The organism is Kangiella geojedonensis (genome assembly GCF_000981765.1).
GTDB classification, from domain to species: domain Bacteria; phylum Pseudomonadota; class Gammaproteobacteria; order Enterobacterales; family Kangiellaceae; genus Kangiella; species Kangiella geojedonensis.
Genome location: NZ_CP010975.1, coordinates 1,344,262 through 1,365,775, shown reverse-complemented (window position 1 = coordinate 1,365,775; position 21,514 = coordinate 1,344,262). Strand labels below are relative to the sequence as shown.

At 43.3% G+C, this 21,514-nt stretch carries 20 protein-coding genes and 1 tRNA gene; 13 read left to right on the top strand and 8 right to left on the bottom strand.

The features are described 5' to 3' along the window. Window position 1 precedes the first annotated feature (1 nt). The gene (locus TQ33_RS06055; protein ID WP_046561260.1) at window positions 2-637 is read right to left on the bottom strand and encodes a DsbA family protein; all 636 of its coding nucleotides are present in this window, start codon (window positions 635-637) and stop codon (window positions 2-4) included. A gap of 290 nt (window positions 638-927) precedes the next feature. Here TQ33_RS06055 and TQ33_RS06050 point away from each other — a divergent pair, with 290 nt between their 5' ends. The 3 genes from TQ33_RS06050 to TQ33_RS06040 all read left to right on the top strand — a co-directional run bounded on the left by TQ33_RS06050 (window position 928) and on the right by TQ33_RS06040 (window position 3,433). Next, window positions 928-1,134 carry a cold-shock protein gene (locus tag TQ33_RS06050; protein ID WP_046561259.1) on the top strand — a complete coding sequence of 69 codons (207 nt, stop codon included), beginning with the start codon at window positions 928-930 and terminating at the stop codon, window positions 1,132-1,134. A 282-nt stretch (window positions 1,135-1,416) separates the two neighbouring features. Next, window positions 1,417-2,949 (top strand): M23 family metallopeptidase, encoded by a 1,533-nt coding sequence (locus TQ33_RS06045; RefSeq protein ID WP_046561258.1) that lies wholly within the window; start codon window positions 1,417-1,419, stop codon window positions 2,947-2,949. A 112-nt stretch (window positions 2,950-3,061) separates the two neighbouring features. Next, complete coding sequence (locus TQ33_RS06040) at window positions 3,062-3,433, top strand: putative signal transducing protein (protein ID WP_046561257.1); 372 nt, start codon at window positions 3,062-3,064, stop codon at window positions 3,431-3,433. A gap of 39 nt (window positions 3,434-3,472) precedes the next feature. Here TQ33_RS06040 and ald read toward each other — a convergent pair whose 3' ends face one another. Beyond that, window positions 3,473-4,606 (bottom strand): alanine dehydrogenase, encoded by a 1,134-nt coding sequence (ald, locus tag TQ33_RS06035; protein ID WP_046561256.1) that lies wholly within the window; start codon window positions 4,604-4,606, stop codon window positions 3,473-3,475. A 150-nt stretch (window positions 4,607-4,756) separates the two neighbouring features. Between ald and lrp the strand changes: the two genes are divergently transcribed. The 8 genes from lrp (at window position 4,757) to TQ33_RS05995 (ending at window position 15,505) form a co-directional block, all read left to right on the top strand. Further along, window positions 4,757-5,260: a leucine-responsive transcriptional regulator Lrp gene (lrp, locus tag TQ33_RS06030; RefSeq protein WP_046561255.1), complete on the top strand. Its 504-nt coding sequence runs from the start codon at window positions 4,757-4,759 to the stop codon at window positions 5,258-5,260. A gap of 96 nt (window positions 5,261-5,356) precedes the next feature. Beyond that, window positions 5,357-7,720 (top strand): DNA translocase FtsK, encoded by a 2,364-nt coding sequence (locus TQ33_RS12055; protein ID WP_084616933.1) that lies wholly within the window; start codon window positions 5,357-5,359, stop codon window positions 7,718-7,720. A gap of 225 nt (window positions 7,721-7,945) precedes the next feature. Further along, window positions 7,946-8,623, top strand: coding sequence for an outer membrane lipoprotein chaperone LolA (gene lolA, locus TQ33_RS06020; protein ID WP_046561254.1), 678 nt, complete (start codon window positions 7,946-7,948; stop codon window positions 8,621-8,623). Between the two features lie 15 nt (window positions 8,624-8,638). Then, a complete protein-coding gene (locus tag TQ33_RS06015; RefSeq protein WP_046561253.1) occupies window positions 8,639-9,979 on the top strand; it encodes a replication-associated recombination protein A in 1,341 nt (446 codons plus the stop codon). 5 nt (window positions 9,980-9,984) lie between these two features. Beyond that, entirely contained in the window at window positions 9,985-10,368 is a 384-nt protein-coding gene (gene crcB / locus TQ33_RS06010; protein WP_046561252.1) for a fluoride efflux transporter CrcB, read from the top strand. Window positions 10,369-10,393: 25 nt separating this feature from the next. Next, a complete protein-coding gene (gene serS, locus TQ33_RS06005) occupies window positions 10,394-11,662 on the top strand; it encodes a serine--tRNA ligase (RefSeq protein ID WP_046561251.1) in 1,269 nt (422 codons plus the stop codon). A 175-nt stretch (window positions 11,663-11,837) separates the two neighbouring features. After that, the gene (locus TQ33_RS12020) at window positions 11,838-14,093 is read left to right on the top strand and encodes a mechanosensitive ion channel domain-containing protein (protein WP_052735222.1); all 2,256 of its coding nucleotides are present in this window, start codon (window positions 11,838-11,840) and stop codon (window positions 14,091-14,093) included. Between the two features lie 14 nt (window positions 14,094-14,107). Next, on the top strand, window positions 14,108-15,505 hold the full coding sequence (locus TQ33_RS05995; protein ID WP_046561250.1) for an amidohydrolase family protein: 1,398 nt from the start codon (window positions 14,108-14,110) through the stop codon (window positions 15,503-15,505). A gap of 48 nt (window positions 15,506-15,553) precedes the next feature. Here the strand turns inward: TQ33_RS05995 and TQ33_RS05990 are convergent, their stop codons facing one another. Further along, window positions 15,554-16,576, bottom strand: coding sequence for a 3-deoxy-7-phosphoheptulonate synthase (locus TQ33_RS05990; protein ID WP_046562339.1), 1,023 nt, complete (start codon window positions 16,574-16,576; stop codon window positions 15,554-15,556). Between the two features lie 16 nt (window positions 16,577-16,592). Next, entirely contained in the window at window positions 16,593-17,810 is a 1,218-nt protein-coding gene (pheA, locus tag TQ33_RS05985; RefSeq protein WP_046561249.1) for a prephenate dehydratase, read from the bottom strand. A 318-nt stretch (window positions 17,811-18,128) separates the two neighbouring features. On the opposite strand from pheA, the gene TQ33_RS05980 reads away from it, so the two are divergent. After that, window positions 18,129-18,608, top strand: coding sequence for a DUF2489 domain-containing protein (locus TQ33_RS05980; RefSeq protein WP_046561248.1), 480 nt, complete (start codon window positions 18,129-18,131; stop codon window positions 18,606-18,608). A 2-nt stretch (window positions 18,609-18,610) separates the two neighbouring features. Here the strand turns inward: TQ33_RS05980 and TQ33_RS05975 are convergent. From TQ33_RS05975 to cmoA, 4 genes are all read right to left on the bottom strand, one after another. Further along, window positions 18,611-18,687, bottom strand: a tRNA-Arg gene (locus tag TQ33_RS05975). Window positions 18,688-18,734: 47 nt separating this feature from the next. Then, window positions 18,735-19,409: a pseudouridine synthase gene (locus TQ33_RS05970; protein WP_046561247.1), complete on the bottom strand. Its 675-nt coding sequence runs from the start codon at window positions 19,407-19,409 to the stop codon at window positions 18,735-18,737. Between the two features lies 1 nt (window position 19,410). After that, window positions 19,411-20,409 carry a tRNA 5-methoxyuridine(34)/uridine 5-oxyacetic acid(34) synthase CmoB gene (gene cmoB / locus TQ33_RS05965; protein WP_046561246.1) on the bottom strand — a complete coding sequence of 333 codons (999 nt, stop codon included), beginning with the start codon at window positions 20,407-20,409 and terminating at the stop codon, window positions 19,411-19,413. A gap of 1 nt (window position 20,410) precedes the next feature. After that, window positions 20,411-21,139 carry a carboxy-S-adenosyl-L-methionine synthase CmoA gene (gene cmoA, locus TQ33_RS05960; protein WP_046561245.1) on the bottom strand — a complete coding sequence of 243 codons (729 nt, stop codon included), beginning with the start codon at window positions 21,137-21,139 and terminating at the stop codon, window positions 20,411-20,413. Between the two features lie 96 nt (window positions 21,140-21,235). Between cmoA and TQ33_RS05955 the strand changes: the two genes are divergently transcribed. Next, window positions 21,236-21,499 (top strand): chorismate mutase, encoded by a 264-nt coding sequence (locus TQ33_RS05955; RefSeq protein WP_046561244.1) that lies wholly within the window; start codon window positions 21,236-21,238, stop codon window positions 21,497-21,499. Window positions 21,500-21,514 lie beyond the last annotated feature (15 nt).

The following is a 21,514-nucleotide window of genomic DNA, read 5'->3' as shown; positions in this document are numbered from 1 at the left end:
ATTACTTAAGTTTTTCTTTTAGGGTGTCTTTTATCATAGCAAACATGGTTTCATCGCGCTGGTAATCGATTGCTATAGGAATAAGCTCTGAATCAAAGGCTAGCACTAAGGAAGGGAAGCCGTTTGCTGAAAGATTTCTATATTGCTCAATTTGTTGCTTAAGTAATTGCTCGGTCTCTGGGGAACGCAAGTCTCGTGCAAATTGTTCGGTGTTAAGTTCAAGTTCACGAGCTAATTGCTCCAGTGTGGAGGTATCAGATGGGTTCATAGCCCTTAAATAATAGGCTTCCTGTATGGCGCGAATCATGTGTTTTTCATGGTTTTGTTGGCTAGCGGCAAGTACCGCGCGACAGGCAGGGTAGGTGCTACGTCTCGGCTGGCATTTGGTCCAAAAGTCATAGTTAAACTGGGTGCCTAACAATGTTTCGATATGTCGCCAGTAGCTTTGTAGGGTTTCCTGCATCTCTTGAGGCATGGGAAGGTCGCTATCAGGGGCCAAACCACCAAGAATATATTCAATATTTAAGCTATACTCGAGTTCTTGAGTTAAGCGTGCTTGCAGGCGCTCCCACGTTGGTGCAAACCCCCAGCACCAACTGCACATAGGATCATGAAAATAAAAGAGTTTTACAGTCATATTAAAATAGTGACAGTTGCATGAATCTACAAAATAATACTTTACTTCCCCTGTGTATATAGTATTCTACACACGCTGGTTAAAATAACAGCTAACACGAAAGATACATATGTTCGATGCTACACCCGAGTGCTAAAAAGTACAGACTTTGAATCACTTACTGTCGTACCACCGCTATTTGTTATCTAAGTTAATGCCGTTTTTATCTCAGTAACACCCGCGTTAGTGACCCATAGGGGGTTTTCGACGCAAACATTAATTTTTAAGCAAATTAGCTTTGGAGAAATATCATGTCAAAAGTAACTGGTACAGTTAAGTGGTTCAACGAGTCTAAAGGTTTTGGTTTCATCGAGCAGCAAGCTGGCGAAGACGTATTCGTACACTTCCGCGCTATTCAAGGTGACGGCTTCAAAACTTTAGCAGAAGGCCAACAGGTTGAGTTCGAAATCGAGCAAGGCCCTAAAGGCGCTCAAGCTGCTAACGTTACTAAAGTATAATTATATACTTTAAACGTTTCTAAGAAAGCCGCTCAATGAGCGGCTTTTTTTATGTCTTCACTTAATCCATCAATTTCATTTCTCTTTTAGTAACTATATTGTTGCATTCGCAATATTTAGAAATATCTAATCCGTATCAAACTGTACAAAATATACACATATCTCAAAATCAGACTTATTAACATCTAGATGGCCAAAAAATGTTTTCTATTACTGACTTTTATGTAATTTTGCAAAAAGTCTAGCGTCGCTGGACTCATTCTTTACATTTTAGGGGGTAAAATGAAACTACAACATGTCTATATCAGCTTAGGGCTGGTTAGTGCTATAGCTATCGGCACCTACACACCAGCAAGTGAAGCATATACAAAAACATCGATCGCGGTAACTGACAATAAAACAGAAGTCACACAAGCCGTTAATGATGCTTTAACCAAGCAGCAAATCGTCTATGATTATGACGAAATGCTAAACTTCGATCTAGAAAGTTATTTGCAAGAAAAAGCTCCGCATTTATTGGAGCATGCTGAAGTGATCTCCCATTATGCAGGGTATTCGTCAATTAGCCCTAAATTGCTTATAGCTCTAATGGAGCAAGAGAGCGGTGTTGTTACTGACAGTAAAACCGTGGCGAAACTGGATCGTCCTTTTGGTGTTTTATCCAGTAAAGTCGGTTTTCGTCAGCAGGTGGAAGATATCAGTTCAAAGTTGGCTGTAGAGTTCTATAAAGGACACTCGTTCGCCGATACCGGAATTAATGAAAAACTGACAACCGACCGCGATGCAGTTAAAGCCGTTAAGGCGATTTTGTTGCCAAAATACAGCTCAAATGCAGACCAAGCGTTGAAGCCCAATGAAACGGCACACAGTAAAGCCGTGATAGCGGTCGGCCAAACTTACAATAAACTGTTTGGCAATGCCGATTATCAAGTCAAGGCCACCACTGCGAGCCAGTCGAAAATTGCTAATATCGACAATTACTTTCAATTACCTTATCTGGTCGGTGAAACGTGGCGTAACGGTGGTACTCATACCAATACTGGTAGTGGTAGTTACCCGCAATCATCGTTAGACTTTAATGACGGTGGTCGCTGGGGCGATAACTTAAATCATATCTGGGTAACTGCGGCAGCACCTGGCACAGTGAAGTATCACTCATCATGTTTCATGGAAGTGATCCATGATGATGGTTGGTCTACAACTTATTATCACCTTGAAAATATTCAGTACGGTAGTAACACCAGTGTTAATCGGAATGCTAAAATTGCTAATTATGCTGATAGCTACAACCAAGCCTTGTGTAATGGAGGCCAATCGAGTGGCCCACATCTACACTTTTCTTTAAAGCGAAACGGTCAGTTCTATCATTTAGACGGGATTAAACTGTCTGGCTACAAGGTCGATACGGGGCGTGATAGCTATGACGGTGACTGTAACTATTTTTGGCTAGAAAGAGGCGGGCAAAAGTATTGCGCTTGGTCAAATGTATACAACTATGGTGTGTCTGCAACCCCTCCAGGTGGTGGTGATACCTACACAGGTTATCTCAATAATGGCGGCAGTGCTATTGAGCCTGATGGGAGCTGGTTCTACTATAATGGTGGTACTATATCGGTCGATATGACGGGGCCAAGCAGTTCAGACTTTGATATCAAGCTTGAGCGCTGGAACGGTAATGGCTGGTCTCAGGTGGCTATATCTGAAACACCGACCTCTGTGGAGAGTATTAACTACAGTGCTAACGCTGGCTATTATCGAGTTATTGTTTACTCGTATTCAGGAGCTGGCAACTACAGTGTCACTATTGATAAATAGGGGTACTCAGCGTGTTGTAATAAGGTGCATACTCAAAGCCACTCATCCGAGTGGCTTTTTTATGTTATAAATAACCTCAATAACCCAACGTCATAGAATAACCAAAGAAATCATGAAAATAGCTTATCACGCTGATGATGCCATAGATGCACAGCTCATATCAGATCTACTTAATAATAGCGGTATTTTTGCGCAAGTTCGCGGAGCCCACATGCAAGGAGCTGTTGGAGAAGCTGCTGCAATGGGTAACGTTAAGGTGTGGGTTAATGATGAGGAGCTTGAAGATGCCAAGTCGATTATTGATGAATGGGGGAATGCGGCATTTGTCGATGAAGAAGACGCTGAGCTATTTGATGACAATGATGGTGATGATTCTGAGCAACACTCAGGGCAGTATGAGAAAGAACCGCAGTATAAGGTTTTAACCACAAGTTTCTTTATTATTGTGGTAATTATGGTATTTGCTGCTTTGATAAAGATATAAAAAAAGCCGCTCAATGAGCGGCTTTTTTATGGGCACTAATTATAGCGTGTCATAACTAATTTCTAGAGCATCTTTAGGATCGACATACTCAAATCCTAGGTTCTCTGCGACTGATTTCTCAGTAACTTTGCCTTTGTATACATTAAGACCATTCAATAAGTGTGGATCACGCGCTAATGCTTCGTGATAACCTTTATTGGCAATAGTGATGATGTAAGGTAGCGTCACGTTATTCAATGCGAATGTTGAAGTACGTGGCACTGCGCCAGGCATATTAGCGACACAGTAATGAACTACATCATGCTTAATGTAAGTTGGTTCTGCGTGTGTTGTCGCTTTTGAAGTGGCGAAACAACCGCCTTGGTCAATCGCTACGTCAACCAGAACTGAGCCTGGCTTCATGTTTTTAACCATCTCTTCAGTCACAAGCTTTGGAGCTGCTGCGCCAGGAATCAGAACGCCACCGATAACTAAATCTGCTGTAGTCACTTCTTGCTCAAGCGACTCTTGACTTGAGAATACCGTTTCAACGCGTGAACCAAACTCTGAGGTTACACGGCGGAGGGCATCAACATTACGGTCAAGAACCACAACGCGTGCGCCCAAGCCTACTGCCATGCGGATTGCGTTACTACCGACAACACCAGCACCAATGACGACACATTTGGCTGGTGATACACCAGGAACACCACCAAGCAACATACCTAAACCACCACGAGATTTCTCAAGGCATTGTGCACCTGCTTGAATCGACATGCGGCCAGCAACTTCTGACATTGGAGCTAGTAGTGGTAAACCACCCGTACGGCCAGTTACCGTTTCGTAGGCGATACACACAGCGCCAGAATCAACCAGATCCTGAGTTTGTGGCATATCTGGAGCCAAGTGAAGGTAAGTGAATAGAATCTGGTCTTTACGCAGACGCTTGCGCTCTTCTGCTAAAGGTTCTTTCACTTTTACAATCATTTCAGCTTTAGCAAATACTTCTTCAGCGGTATCAACAATTGTGGCGCCTGCCGCAACATAATCGTCATCCGTAAAACCAATGCCGCTACCAGCATTTGTTTCAACGATCACCTCATGACCATGTGCGATAACTTCACGAACGCTGCCAGGTACCATACCGGCGCGGTACTCGTGATTTTTGATTTCTTTAGGTACACCGATCAACATAATATAGCTCCAAATTGACGGTTAAATTAAGCCCTTTCTGGGGCAGTAAAAATCGCTATTATAGTGCTGTTTCATCAGTTTTATTTGCTAATGTTTGGCTTTTTATAGTATAAGTATCTTTATTAATTCAAAAAACAGTGTTTTTATTCTGTGAAAGTTAAAAGTGCCAGTAAGCAGATATTAGACCGAATTGATCGCCGAATACTGCGTGAATTGCAGAACAATGGTCGGATCTCTAATGTTGAGTTAGCGAAGCAAGTCGGGCTTAGTGCAACACCTTGTTTGGAGCGAGTCAGAAGACTAGAAAGTGATGGCTTTATCGAAGGCTATTTAGCAAAGCTAAACCCTAAGAAGTTATCTGTCTCCTTGCTGGTGTTCGCAGAGATCCGTTTGATGCATACTTCACCGCATATGTTCACTGAGTTTAATAATGCGGTAGCTAATATCCCCGAAATCTTGGAGTGCCACCTAGTTTCTGGTGACTTCGACTATCTATTGAAAGCGCGCGTTGGCGATATGCAGGAATATCGGAAGCTACTTGGGGAAACGCTACTCACCTTACCGGGGGTTAGAGCTTCGCGCTCATACATGGTGATGGAAGAGGTTAAAGAGACCAGCTTATTACCGGTAACTGACCAAAAATCAAACGACTAGTGGTTGTTAAGGCCTTATTGGCGTTTTTGCATTATGATGCTTGAGATAGCTGAAACTTCGATTAGAATGGTGGTAGAGAATACTTAGGATAATATTTTGAGTAAAACTAAAACAAAACAAGCAGCAACAAAGAAAAAAGATACTCAGTTAGATTCGAAAGCCATACTCCGTAAAAGACTTAGCGAAGGCGGAATGATCATTCTGGTCACTATTGCTTTGTTCTTATTATTGGCCTTGCTGAGCTACAACCCTAATGATCCCGGTTCTTTTACCAACGGTAGCGGTGCGCCTGTGCAAAATGCAGCGGGCAAAGGTGGCGCTTGGTTTGCCGATTTCTTTTTGCATCTTTTTGGCTATTTAGCCTACTTGATTCCTCTGGTGGTGGCTTATTTTGGTTACCTTGTTTACGCCGAGCGTAAAGAAGAGGTTTCTCATCCTAAGAGTTTTTGGTTGATTAAAAGCGCAGGTTTAATTATTGCGATTATTGCTGGTGCTGGTTTGTTATATCAGCACTTTGGCGATAAATGCATCGCCGGACTTGACGTTTGTCACCAGCAAACCGATATCGTTTATTTCTCAGGCGGTATTTTGGGTAAAGCTATCGTAGGACTGATTATTGGCTCATTAGGCTTGTATGGTACTACGCTAATTCTACTTGCCTTATTTTTATCAGGCGTGACCTTATTTACGGGTATTTCATGGCTTAAAATTATGGATACCGTTGGTCGCTGGACCATTACTACCATTAACAATCTAAAAGATTGGTATGCTTCCTTTAAAGAAAAGAAAAAAGAAGAGAAAGAAGTTAAGCAGGTAGTGGTTAAGCGCAAAGAAGCTATTAAGCAAGAAAAGACTAAGCGTGAAACCCGTAAGCCGGTCAAAATTGAGCCAAAAGTAGCGTCTGTACCACCAAGCGCAAAAGTCGAAAAGAAAACACGACAAAAGCCGCTGTTCGAAGGCGCAGGCGAGGGGCCTTTACCCAGAATGGAGCTACTCGACGAGCCGGAACCACCGAAGAATCACTTTTCTGAGGAAGCTTTGGAGGCAATGTCCCGTCTTGTCGAGTTGAAGCTAAAGGACTTCAATGTCGATGCTGAGGTGATGGAAGTGCACCCAGGCCCTGTGATTACACGCTTTGAGCTTGAGCTGGCGCCTGGCGTAAAGGTTAGCAAAATCTCAAACCTGGCTAAAGATTTAGCGCGCTCCTTGTCGACCATATCGGTTCGTGTGGTCGAAGTGATTCCTGGCAAAACCTATGTTGGTATCGAAATCCCCAACGAAAGTCGTGAAATTGTACGCTTGCGTGAAGTGTTAGCGTGCGATGAATTCGAAAAGTCAAAGTCACCTCTCAGTATGGCGCTGGGCAAAGATATCGCGGGTAATCCTGTCGTGGTGAACATGGCGAAAATGCCACACTTATTAGTCGCCGGTACCACGGGTTCGGGTAAGTCGGTTGGTGTGAACGCGATGATTATCAGTATGCTCTATAAGTCATCGCCTGAAGATTTACGCATGATCATGATTGACCCTAAAATGCTTGAGCTAAGCGTTTATGAGGGGATTCCTCACTTGTTGTGTGAGGTGGTGACTGACATGAAAGATGCGGCTAATGCTTTGCGTTGGTCAGTGGGCGAAATGGAACGACGTTATCGCTTGATGTCTGCGTTGGGTGTTCGTAACTTAGCGGGCTTTAATAAAAAGGTTAAAGACGCGATTAAAGCCGGCGAACCCATTAAAGATCCATTATGGCAGCCGACTGATGATTTAGAAGAAGAGCCACCAACCTTAGATAAGCTACCATCGATTGTTATTGTGATTGATGAGTTGGCCGACATGATGATGATCGTAGGTAAGAAGGTTGAAGAGCTGATTGCTCGGATTGCTCAGAAAGCTCGTGCAGCAGGTATTCACCTCATTTTAGCCACCCAAAGACCGTCGGTTGACGTTATTACGGGCTTGATTAAAGCGAACATCCCATCACGAATTGGCTTCCAAGTATCGTCAAAAATTGATTCACGTACGGTTCTTGATCAAACCGGTGCTGAGCAACTTCTGGGTATGGGTGACATGCTGTATTTACCCGGCGGTAGCAATATCCCGACTCGTGTTCACGGTGCTTTCGTTGACGATGACGAAGTTCATCGCGTGGTTGAAGACTGGAAAATGCGTGGTGAGCCGGATTATATTGAAGAAGTGATCAGTGGCACCTCTGAAGTCCCAGTACCGGGTATGCCAGGAATGGACGGTGGCGATAGCGAGCAGGATGAACTGTTTGATCAAGCTGTAGCCATCGTTACAGAAAGCCGTCGGGCCTCGATTTCCGGGATTCAGCGTCGCCTGAAGATTGGTTATAACCGAGCAGCGCGCATGGTTGAAGCAATGGAAGCCGCTGGAATTGTGTCTGAGATGGGCAGTAACGGGGCGAGAGAGGTTTTAGCGCCGCCACCTCCCAAGGATTAATTTGAGCTAGCTTACTTGTAGCTACTTTGTTAAAAGATATTTTCCAATGCTCATTTACTGTCTGTAAACTGCGCGTGAAAAATATCTTTTGCCGCGTATCTACAGCGCCGCTAACGCTCAAGTATCATTTGAAAATACTCATTATCTGCTGCTAAATGTTAAGGTCAAATTCAGTCTCAGGGCTGTATAACAGTAGATAATTAATAAAGGCTCAAAAGGTTTTATATGAAAACACTCTTTGAACAGGCAGTTAGGATTCTTACTTTAGGTATTAGCTTGTTGGTGGCCAGCTTGAACGTTCAGGCTGATGCTGCACATAAGTTGCAAGAAAAACTAAAGAATATCAGTAGTTATAAAGCGAGCTTTAGCCAAGAGATCCGAGATGAGTTTAATACGGTGTTAGACAGTTCATCAGGTTACTTTGAGCTTCAACGTCCAAAGCAATTTCGTTGGATAGTGGTTGATCCGTATGAGCAGGAGATTGTGGCTGATGGTGAGAACTTATGGCAGTTTGACCGTGACATTGAGCAAATCAATGTTTCTGAACTGACTGCTAGTCTTGAAACCACACCTGCAGCAATTTTAACAAAAGATCAGGTTGATATCGTTGATAACTACAATGTCGCTGAAATCGCTACGAGTCGTGACGATACCACCTTATTCCAACTCAGCTCCAAGGCTGAAGATTCATTGTTTGAACGGTTACTCATGGAGTTTGAGGGTGAACAACTGATTGCACTGCAAGTTAGTGATAACCTTGGTCAAACGACATCGATTGAGTTTTCGGAGATCAACCTAGACCCTGGCTTTGCAAGTGACCATTTTGCATTTAGTCCTCCTGAAGACATCGACGTTATTGATAATCGCAACAAAGTCGCGGACAATGCTAAGGATGAACCTTAGCACCAAAACTTTTTAATGAGTCAGCAGGATCAGCTTTTTAACGATTCACACGTTTATGTCCCTTTGGCCGACAGAATGCGTCCTTACCAAATTGAGGACTATGTTGGCCAAGAGCACTTGCTAAGTCCCGGTAAACCTCTTTACCAAGCCATTGAAGCAAAAAAACCTTTCTCCATGATATTTTGGGGGCCTCCCGGCACCGGCAAAACAACCTTAGCGCGACTCATTGCTAATACTTCAAATGCACACTTTATTACCATTTCAGCAGTTTTGGCTGGTGTTAAAGATATTCGTGCTGCCGTTGAAGAAGCTAAGCAATACCAGGCGCAAGGCAAGCAAACACTCCTTTTTGTGGATGAAGTTCATCGTTTTAATAAAGCACAACAAGACGCGTTCCTACCTTATGTTGAAAACGGCACGGTCACTTTTATAGGCGCGACCACTGAAAACCCATCCTTTGAGTTAAATAACGCCTTATTATCCCGAGCCAGAGTCTTTGTTTTAAAAGACTTGTCCAGCTCAGCCTTGAGGAAGTTACTCACTCGTGCGGTCAGCGACCAAGAGCATGGATTAGGAGCTATCAATTTATCGGTTGAAGAAGAGGCTACCGAGATATTAATACAAGCCGCGGATGGCGATGGAAGAAAGTTACTCAACATACTAGAGTTAGCCTCTGAGTTGGCTCTGGCCGATGATGATCAGCAGCCAGTCGTTAACAATAAAATATTAGAAGAGACGCTCACTCAGTCTTTACGTCGCTTTGATAAAGGTGGTGAGCACTTCTATGACCAAATTTCCGCACTTCACAAGTCCGTTCGAGGGAGTGACCCAAATGCTGCGCTGTACTGGTACTGCCGTATGCTTGATGGTGGTTGTGATCCCTTGTACGTTGCTCGTCGAGTGGTTCGAATGGCCAGTGAGGATATCGGTAATGCCGATCCAAGAGGCTTAACCTTGGCCCTAAATGCATGGGATGTTCAAGAACGACTTGGTAGCCCAGAAGGCGAGTTGACGATTGCTCAGGCCATTCTTTATTTAGCATGTGCGCCCAAAAGTAATGCTGTTTACAATGCTTATAACCAAGCGCGCAAGGACGTTAGCAATGAACCGACTTACGAAGTGCCGATGCATATTCGTAATGCTCCAACACATCTGATGAAAGATTTAGAGTATGGTAAAGGGTATCGGTATGACCATAATGAGCCTGACGCTTTTTCCGCGGGCCAAAGTTACTTTCCAGAGGAAAAGCAAACCGTCGACTACTACCAGCCTGTGCCGCGTGGTTTAGAGAAAAAAATCGCAGAAAAAATGGCATGGTTGAGGCAAAGAACTGAAGAAGCTTTAAAAAGGAGCTGAAGGGCATGAACTGGACAGTAATTGGAGCGATTGGTGCCGGTGGTGCTTTAGGGGCAATTGCTCGATTTAAAATTCGCGACTTATCCGAGTGGCTACTAGGCGAGCAATTCTTGTATGGAACCCTAATCGCTAACGTTGTCGGCTGTTTCCTTGCCGGATTTTTAATCAGCTACTGGCAAAACGCACAGGTCTCCATGACCCTAAAAGAGGGCGTAATGATAGGCTTTTTAGGCGCATTGACGACTTTTTCGACATTTTCACTCGAAACCTTGTATCTTCTGCAACAGCAGGTTTGGCTGAAGGCAGGCATGAATATTCTTGGAAATTTAGTACTTTGCATGCTTTTCGTGTTTGTTGGGGCTTGGCTTGGTGGTAGAATGTCGGGCTAATAATTCATAGAACCATTAAATTCAAATGCTTGATCCAAAACTATTACGTAATGACATTGACGCTGTAGCCGCAAACCTAGCCAAGCGTGGCTTTGAACTGGATGTTGCGACTTATCAAAAACTGGAAGATGAACGCAAAAAAATCCAGGTTGAAACTCAAGAGTTACAAAACGAACGTAATACGAGTTCCAAGTCTATTGGACAAGCAAAAGCTCGTGGCGAAGATATCCAGCCTTTATTGGATCAGGTTGCCGATTTAGGAAAGAAATTAGACTCCGGCAAAGAACGTCTGAATGAAATCATGGTGCAACTTGATGATATGTTGTCTGGTATACCTAATTTACTTGATGAGTCTGTACCAGAAGGTAAAGACGAGAATGACAACGTTGAGATTCGCCGTTGGGGTACGCCAAAAGAGTTCTCTTTTGAGCCAAAAGACCATGTCGAGATTGGCGAAGGCTTGGGCGGTATTGATTTCGCCAGTGCCGCTAAGATTTCGGCAAGTCGTTTTGTGGTTAAGAAGGGCATTGTAGCAAAGCTTCACCGTGCCTTGATCCAATTCATGCTGGATTTACACAGCAAAGAGCATGGCTATGAGGAAATTTACGTTCCCTACATGGTCAACGCTGAGAGCTTAACCGGCACCGGACAGTTGCCGAAATTTGAAGAAGACCTTTTTAAAGCCCAAGGCAAAAACCAAGACGGCAAACAGCTTTATATGATCCCGACCGCGGAAGTCCCTGTGACTAACATGGTACGTGATGAAATTATTGAGTCGGACGATTTACCATTAAAGTTTACTGCCCATACGCCTTGCTTTAGAAGTGAAGCAGGTTCATATGGACGAGATGTTCGCGGTCTAATACGTCTACACCAATTCGAAAAAGTCGAGCTGGTCCATATGACTAAGCCACAAGATTCGATGCAGGCGCTAGAAGAGTTGATTGGTCACGCTGAGAAAGTACTTCAATTATTAGAGCTTCCTTATCGTGTGGTTAATCTGTGTTCTGGTGATATCGGTTTTGGTGCGACTAAAACTTATGACATAGAAGTGTGGTTACCAAGCCAAAACACATACCGTGAAATTTCGTCATGCAGTAATACCGGTGACTTCCAAGCCCGTCGTATGCAGGCTCGCTGGCGTAATCCCGAAACGGGCAAGCCAGAATTATTACATACTCTCAATGGTTCAGGATTAGCCGTTGGCCGTACTCTGGTAGCCATTTTGGAGAATTACCAAAACGAAGATGGAACCATCGATATTCCAGACGCATTGAAAGCTTACATGAGTTAATAAAAAAGCTGCCTTGTGCAGCTTTTTTTATGTCTGTATTATTTTGTTGAGATGGTAAGGAGAAAGGATTCAGTTATGATTTTCCTTAAAATTGAATAATTTATAGTCATAAGTGATACACTTAATATCAGACTTTGATTCCAAAACCTAACCTTAAGGAATGACTATTAAGTTAATGAAACGTGTTATTAGCCTGCTTTTATTGCTTCTTATTGCTGGTGCTAACTTGTCACCGAGCTCTCTTAATGCCGCTTCTAGCCAAGATCCACTCAACCTTCTGGGGAATGAAGAAGAGTCAAAAGATAAAATTCCAAACTTTAAAGATTTGAGCAGCCGTTGGTGGAACCAATACAAAGAGCTGGATCAAGCAAAGAAGTTTGAAAGTGAGTTTAAAAAGTTTATTGCTAAGCTTGAAGATGCAGTTAACGAGGTTGATGGGGAAAAGCGAGGTGAGCTACTAGAACGTATAGCTATCATACGGAATTTGGCTCAGGAATTTAAAAAACTTAAGTATTCAAAAAGGGATGAACTCGACATCCCAAAAGCTCTGGTGTTGAAGGATACTTATACGATACAAGAGTATTTGGATATTAATCAACTTCGACTGCAAGTCGATTTTTTACTGCAACAAACCCAAGAAGAAATCTCTAGAGTTAGCGACAGTATACGGCAAACATCCAACACGCTTGATGTACTTAAAGTATCTTATTTAAACAGTGACGCTGGCAGTGTCGAGCAGCTTTCAATTGTTCTTAACTGGATTAACAGCCAACTGAGCAAAGTCATCGAAGAGGAGCTATTGGATAACCTTAAGGTTAGGGAAGATAGTTTAAATACAGAGTATAAAAGTTTAGATGAAACGTTAGAAGAAGCGCGCGAAAGGATCTCGTTTGAACCGTTTCCAGATGATAAGCGTAAGAAGTTACAAGAACAGAAAGAGGAGCTTGATGAAGACCTCAAACAACTCAACTTAAAGCTGAGTCGTGATATCTCTGAAACCAGCATCGGTTTCACCAGTTATGAAATTCTAAAATTGGATTTGGCGTTATCATTACTGTCTTACCATGAAGTTCTGTTAAAGCTTCAGCGGGCTGATGACCAAGACCGTTTAGCTCTTATCAAACAGCTCGAAGAAGGTGATAAACCAGACTTGGATGAACTGCGAAACCTTATTGCCGGATCAGAAAGAGCGATCCAACTTGCAGAGGATGAAATCTCTAAAGCGGAAACCTTAGCGCGTGACACGCTATTGTCTTCTGATATTAACCTTAGACAGCAATCGTCGGAAGAAAAGAAAAATTTGCAAAAACTGTCTGATGAAAGACGACGTAAAGCCCAACTGATTTTGAGAGCTATGTCCGATGTTCGGGTCACTATCAGCGACAACGAATTACTGTTATCGATCCTAAAAAGTATTGAAGATAAACAACAGTCTGGTTTAAACAGAACCTGGGATACGGTCAAAGAGTTTACAGAAGACGCGTGGGATTCAACCGTTAAGCTGGTCAATAAGCCACTTTTTAGTATCAATGAGCGACCAATCACGTTGCTGCCACTGATTAATTTGTGCTTCATTATTCTAATCGGTTACCTCGTTTCCAAGCTAGTGAGCTTCCTGGTTCATCGTTTTGAAAAGAAGCATAAAATCAAAAATAGCTCGTCGCTATATTTGCTTCACCGCTTAATCCATTACTTAATTATCTTTATCGCAGCCGTTGCAGGCTTTAGTGCGTTAGGGCTTAACCTAAGCAATTTAACCCTGATCGCTGGTGCATTATCGGTTGGTATCGGTTTTGGTTTGCAGAACTTGGTCAGTAACTTTGTGTCTGGCTTGACTATCATGTTTGAGAAAACACTGAAGGTTGGGGACTATATAGAGCTTGAGGATGGCACCACTGGTCAAGTTCGTGAAATTAAGACTCGAAGCACTCGAATTAATACTAATGACAATATTGATGTCATCATTCCTAATTCCTACATGGTGACGAATATTGTCACCAATTGGACCTTAAAAGAGTCGACCCGTCGAGTACGGATACCTTTTGGTGTGGCTTACGGCACTGATAAAGAAATTGTGAAAAAAGCAGCCATTGAAGCGGCTAACAATGTACAGTACACCTTAAAAAACATCCCTGGAAAAGAGCCCGATGTGTGGCTAACCGAGTTTGGTGATAACAGCGTTAATTTTTTACTACTGGTTTGGGTCGCTCATTACGGTGTCCGCAGGCCTACTCGCATAAGCAGTATCTATATGTGGGAGCTTGATACGGCGTTTAAAAAATACGGCATTGAGATTCCGTTCCCTCAACGTGATGTCCATCTCAACATAGTTAATGAGGAAGATAAGCACTCTTTGCCGTTACAGTCGGTAACCGGTGAGTCGCTGCCATTAAAAGATGACAAAAGCAAAAATAACGACGATAAGAAATAAATAGAGAGGTGATAATGAAGATTAGATTACTATTCGCGCTAATAATAAGCATTGGAGTTTTTCCTAGTATTTCACAAGCAGAACAATTGAAAGCGTTTGTCGGTGGTACTTTGGTTGATGGTACGGGCGGTAACGTCATACACGATAGTGTTATTTTAGTTAAAGATGAGCGTATTGTTGCCGTCGGCACAGAGAAGAGTCTGTCTGTGCCAGACAGTTATACCGTTATTTCAACCGAGGGTATGACTGTATTGCCCGGTTTATGGGATATGCATGTCCACCTAATGATTAATGGTCACTCAGACTACGCCTATTGGGATAAAGCTTATATTGATAAGTTGGGCAACGAAATTATGCCTGCCTCGGCTGAGCAACTGTTGCTCGCAGGAGTCACCAGCGCTCGCGATCTCGGTGCTCCGTTAAAAGAGTCAAAAAACATCAAAGAGGCGATCAATAATGGTGACTTAAGTGGTCCTAGGATGTATATGTCAGGACCTTTTTTACAACATAAGCCTTACCCTGGAACCGAAGCATTTCGTTGGGGCATCTCTAGCGAAAGAGACGCTCGTCAAAAAGTTCGAAAGCTAAAAGACGCGGGTATGGATGTGGTCAAGCTCATTGATCATGATGTTATGCCGTTGTCGCATGCAAAAGCAATTGTTGATGAAGCCCATAAGCAGGGTATGAAAGTGGTAGGGCATTCGCACAAGCCTGACGAAATTCGTATTGGTTTAAAGATCGGTATCGACAACTTCGAGCATACTGGGTTAACTACAGCACCCGAGTACCCGGAAGATATTATGACCATGCTTAAGGAAAGAACGGCTAAGGGTCGTATTAGTGGTGGGCCACTGTATTGGACGCCTACGGTAGAGGGGTTATGGAATTATGAATACACTCGCGGTAATTCTGAAGAGTTAGATAATCAGTGTTGGAAGCGTGGCTTAACCAAAGAGACCGTTGCTGATATTAAGCAGTCTATACAGCATCCTGAACGACTGGATTATATGCAACTAACTCCTAAACGAAAACCGACCCTGAAAACGAAGTTTAATCAATTGCGTGACTCAGGCGCTATTCTATTAGTCGGCACCGATAGTGGCATTCCGATGAAATTCCACTGTCAGTCGACATGGCATGAATTACAAGTATGGGTTGATGAGTTTGACGTGCCTGTCATGGAAGCTATTCAAGCTGCTACCTATTGGCCTGCGAAGTTCATGGGCGTTGATAAAGACCTAGGAACCATTGTACCAGGCAAGTACGCGGACATTATTGCGGTTAAGGGCGATGCTTTAAAGTATATCAACCTTCTGCAGCACGTTGATCTCGTGGTGAAAGGTGGCACTATTTATAAAGAGAATGGCCAACCGAAAGAGGAAAACTTCCCGCGTAAGTACCCAGGAAATTAAGTTCTATAAATAGACTTATAGCTAAAAGGCCGGATATTCCGGCCTTTTTTATAAGTTTCTTAACAAATGCTCTGTGGTTCCCCAGTCGATACAACTATCGGTAATTGACTGACCATACGTCATATTGGTTGATAACTTTTGATTACCCTCGATAAGGTGGCTTTCAAGCATGAGCCCCTTGATACTGCGGTTGCCAGCCTTTATTTGCTGCATTACAGCTTTGGCGACGCCTGGCTGTTTGGTGAAGTCCTTACTCGAATTTCCATGGCTAGCATCGATAATGATACGAGGCTCTATGTTGGCTTTTTCTAAGTTTGATATACATTGCGAGACACTTTGCTCATCATAGTTGGGTGATTTACCGCCACGCAAAATTATATGTGAGTATGGGTTGCCTGTAGTGTGTAAGAGTGCCGTGTTTCCGCCGTTATCAATGCCGATAAACGTATGCGGTGATTGAGCGCTAATGATGGCGTTAACTGCTGCAGTTAATGACCCATCCGTACTATTTTTAAAGCCTACTGGCATGGATAAGCCGGAGGCCATCTCACGGTGGGTTTGTGATTCGGTGGTTCTAGCGCCAATAGCCGACCAACTGATTAAGTCTGCTATGTACTGAGGTGTTACTGGGTCTAAAGCTTCGGTCGCAGTGGGTAAGCCGAGCTCTGCTATCCAAGCTAATAACTCTCTGGCTTTAGTCAAACCTAGATTCATATCATTTGAACCGTCAAGGTTGGGATCATTAATTAAGCCTTTCCAACCCACATTGGTTCTGGGCTTCTCAAAGTAAGTTCTCATAACAATAAACAGTTTGCCTGATAACTCATCGTGCAGCGACTTAAGCCGCTGGGCATATTCCTTAGCGCTTTCTATATCGTGAATTGAGCAAGGGCCGGCGATTATTAAAGTGCGATCGTCTTTACCATCTAAAATGTTTTGAATGGTGTTTCGTCCATTGATGACTGTATTGGCTGCTTGTTCAGTCAGCGGAGTTTTAATTTTAAGCGCCTCTGGTGTTTGTAGCAGATCGAGCCGGTTAATGTTGGTGTTGTTGATCGTGTTGTGTGTCATAGACATTGCCTGCTCCTTAAAGTGTATTGAACTGATTGCTCAGCGCATGGTGGTCGAGCTTGGTCGCTAAAATATCATGCATCGGGTAGCTACCCAGAACAGTAACTTCAGAAGCTAAGTGTTTAAGCTCTGTGATTGCTTTTTCAATAATAATGTCCGATGCATTACCTTCAAAATCAATATAGAACAGTTCTTGCCATGGTTTTGTTGGGATAGGGCGGGACTCAAGTTTCATCATATTGATACCATGGCTTTTGAATACCTGTAAGCAGTCGAGCAGGGCACCTGGTTTTTGTGGTGTCTGAAGGGTTATGGTTGTTTTGGCTGGTATCGCATTGGGAACTGCAATATCTTTCTTCGCGATGAGTAGGAATCGCGTGTAATTTTCTTGATAGTTATTGATACCATAACTCAGTACTTCTAAGCCTGAGTTTTCTGCCGCTTGTTCGCTAGCTATAGCTGCGATAGTTGGATTCTGATATTCAGCTACGAGCTTGAGCGCAGAGCTGGTGCTGCTACGGAAATGGCTATTAATAAACGGGTGCTGATTGAAGAAGCTTTTACACTGAGCGATGGCTTGTGGATGTGAGTACACGTCCTTTATACCATTTATCGTTGCGCCTTTGGTTGCCACTAAGCAATGCTTTACCTTGAGCTTTTCCTCACCAACGATTTTTAGTTGATATTGTAGCAATAAGTCATAGACTTCGGTGATGTTGCCGGCTGTTGTGTTCTCTATAGGGACAATACCGAGCTCGACTTGTCCCGATTCTATCGCTTTAAAAATGGATAGGAAACTAGGGCAATGCTCCGGAGTAAAACAGCGTTTTTTTGTCGCAAAGTGTTGCTGTGCGGCAATGTGACTATAAGAGTCAGGTTCTCCTAGAACGGCAAGTTTCAAAGGCTCTAACTCTTCTGCCTTTGAATTTTCCAAGAAAAAGTCGTACTGGCTACGGACCGAATCCTCAATAATGTTATGGAATAAGCTTAAGGTCACACTGGGATCAATGCCAAGCTTTTGTCCTTTTTTCGTCAGGTTACTGAGAAGGTTCTTTTCTTGTGCCTGATCTCTCACCTTTTTGTTAGTGGTTAATTTATTAGCCGCAACCGCTAAACTTAATTTTCGGCGTTCGGCGAAGATTTTTAATAGCTCTTCGTCAAGCCTCCCGATAGACTGGCGCAAATTATCTAGGCCGTTTACTCCCTCAGATACTGCACTACTTTCTTCACTCATCTTAATGTCTCACTAGTTCTATGTTATTTAGGCAAAAAAAAACCTCCCAACTGGGAGGTTTTTGTGATGTTCGTTTTACTTTTTTCTAGGCGAACACAGCTCCTCCCAATGATTTTGGAGTAAAAAAGTAAAAATAATATTGCTGTGCCAAGGTGTTCATGGCTTTGATAATAGCCTTAATGTCAAAAATAAGTCAATGTCTATTTGGTTATATTGATAGATTTACGGTAGTCGCCTTTATCTAGATACTATAAAAATACTAGGAATGAATGTATCCTACGCTCAACTGATGACCCCAATATATCCTAGAGTGGCCACATGACAATTTTTTATTACGTTGCATCTTTTATAACGCTTGCTCTCATCATATATGCAGGCTATTTATTGTTAAAGTTGCGGAAACTTAAAGCACAGCAAAAACTTACAGCGGATGCGTTTGCTAAGAAACAGCAGGCACAGATGAGCTCGGTTGTTGAAAGTATTGTTGATATTTCAAAAGCTATGCAACAGGAACAGTGTCCGACTATCGAAGGGTGTGTTCGTTTAAAAGTATTGATTGATCAATTACGACTGAGTGAAGAAGAGCGCAAGCCGTTCGACATTTACTATACCGTCTATGATAAAACTGAGCATATCCCAACTCACAAAGCCTGGACTGATTTAGAAAAGCGCCAACAAATGAAGTTCACTAGAGATATGATGCTGATCGAGCAGGAGCACCATGTTGAAATAAAGACAGCCGTCGATAAAACAGTTGAGCACTTTAAGGAAGTGTCAGAGAAACAAGAATCTCAGTAAAATGGCGCACCCGGCAGGAGTCGAACCTGCGGCCTTCGCCTCCGGAGGGCGACGCTCTATCCAACTGAGCTACGGGTGCTTAACTAAGTCCGCGGTATTCTGACAAGACTTGCTTTTTTTATCAAGTTAAAAAGCGCAGGCTACCTTAGCTGTAACCGGTTTACCTGTCTTCGGATCTGTAATTGTAAGTGATTCGGCGTGTAGCAATAGTCGCGGTGCTTTATGCTCAGAGCCATTTTTAGAGTAAAGGTTGCAGCCCAATATTGGGTGACCGAGTTCTAAACAGTGTAGTCTCAGTTGATGGCTGCGCCCAGTTATCGGAGTCAGCTTAAGCCGTGTACGATTATTCTTGGTATCTCTTTCCAGCACTTGCCACTCGGTTATCGCTTTCTTTCCATCGTCAAAATCAATCTTTTGTTTGGGACGGTTTGGCCAATCGGCAATCATAGGTTTGTCAATGACACCTTGGTCCTTTTCGACCAAGCCATCAACCACCGCAATATAATGTTTTTGTGTTTCACGGTGCTCAAACTGTCGACTAATTTCCCGGTGAGCCATCTTGCTAAGGGCTACCACCATAATTCCAGAAGTCGCCATATCGAGCCGATGGACAACTGTTGCGGTTTGCGACTTTGGGTGGTTTTGTAGCCTTGTAATCAGGCAGTCCTTGTTTTCTTCATGTCTACCCGGGATGGTTAATAAGCCCGCAGGCTTAGCAACAAATAGGAAGTTTTTGTTAGGCCTAATGATGCGTACGGGGGCAGAGCAGAAAGGCACTATATGGTAATCTTTGTCAGGCATGCTACGGCTTCTTGTTCTTCTGAAGAGGCTTTTGCGCAACCATAAAGGCTCGTTTTGGTGCAGGGTAGCCTTCGATTGTTAGGCCTTTGTCGTGTGGGTCGAGATAGTCTTCAAGCGATTGGAACGTCATCCAATCAGTAGCTCTTTGTTCTTCAGTACTGGTAGTCGATACATTGGCCACTTGCACATCTTCTAGACCACACTTGCGCATCCAGTTCTTAAGCATACCTGTTGTTGGTAAGAACCACACATTATTCATTTGTGCGTAACGATCCCTGGGAATCAGGCACTGATCATCTTCACCGTCAATGACTAAAGTTTCTAATACCAACTCGCCACCGGGCTTCAGTAGGTTTTTGAGGTGAATAATGTGATCGATAGGAGAGCGACGGTGGTAAAGAACACCCATAGAAAAGATGGTATCAAAGCCTTGCTTACCCATGTTTTGTGGCAGGTACTCTAAACCAACCGGTAAGTAGTGTACGGGGTGGTTAGAGAGGTATTTTTGCATGATGGCGAATTGCATCAGGAAAAGCTGGGATGGGTCAATGCCTAATACCAGTTTGGGCTCTTGTGCCGCCATTCTCCAGCAGTGATAACCGTTGCCACAACCTACGTCTAGAACAATTCTATCTTTTAAAGGGCTAATGTGATTTTTGATTCGATCCCATTTCCAATCTGAGCGCCACTCGGTGTCAATGTGCTGACCAAAAAGATGGTAAGGACCTTTTCTCCAGGGGTGGAACTGTTTTAATAGTTGCTCTAATTGTTCAAACTCACTGTCCGATAGTTGCTGACGGCTTCCAATCGCGACTTTGTTAGTGATATCGATTTGATCGGGTGTAATATCAGGGAGCTGTTTGAGTAGCTCGATCCACTGGGTGATATTGCCATGAGTGTAGTCAGCCATCCGTTTGTGGACGGCGTCTTTAAATTGATCGACCCACGGGTGTAGGCGGGTATCTGATAGAGCGTTATAAGTATCGTTAAAACTAAACATATTATTTTACGGCAATAAATGATGCGAAATTATAGTGTTGGAACCAAGTGTCAAACTGCTTAAAGCCTGCATTTTCAAAGCGTTGATAATGTTGTTCTCGCGTGTCCGGGATTAGCACGTTTTCTAAGGCCGCGCGCTTTTGAGCAATTTCCATATCGCTGTAGCCGTTTTGCTTTTTAAAGTCGTGATGGATATTGATGATGCTTGCATCAAGCTCTTCAGAGCTCATGGTCAACTTTTCTGATAAAACCAGCGCTCCACCTGGGTTTAGCCCCTGATAGATATTATTGAGCAATGTCTGGCGTTGCTCTCTTGGTAGAAACTGAAGCGTAAAGTTTAAAACAACGAAGCTTGCATTTTTAAAGTCTAAGTCATTGATGTCTGCTTCAACCATCTCCACTGGCATGGAAAAGTTATAGCCAGACTGGATGAGTTTACAACGCTCAATCATTGCTGTTGAGTTATCGACTGCGATGATTTGGCAGCTTTCATCATTAACAGCCTCACGGATAGAGAGTGTCGCCGCACCAAGGGAGCAACCCAGATCGTAAACCGAGCTGTTCGCTTGTGTATATTTTTTAGCTAGCTGGCCGATGCCATCAATGATTGCAGTATAACCGGGCACGGAACGTTTAATCATGTCGGGAAAAACTTCCACGACCTTTTGGTCAAAGTTGAATGACTCGACTTGTTCCAGCTGATCAGCGTAGATGTTATCTTTTTTGCTCATAAAGATCGTTGCTATAAAAGAGTTGGCTCAACACAATGGGCGTAATTCTACTATAATAGCGCTAGGTTACCATGATTTATTCAAGAGAAGGCAGCGATGGAGTCACTTGAGGCAATACGAGCAAACATTGATGACGTTGATGAACGTTTAGTTCAACTGATTGAACAGCGAGCAGAACTGGTCCAGTCTTTGATGGCAGTAAAAAAAGAGCAGGGGGTATCGGCGCGGATTCCAGAGAGAGAGGAGGCTGTGGTCAGCGCGCTACATAAGCGCCATGGTCATCATTTCACTCGTGAGGAACTTCAAGCCATTTACCAACCGATATTTGAGGCTTGCGTTAGGATGCAGTTAAGTGATTGATTGTGCGAGTCTTAT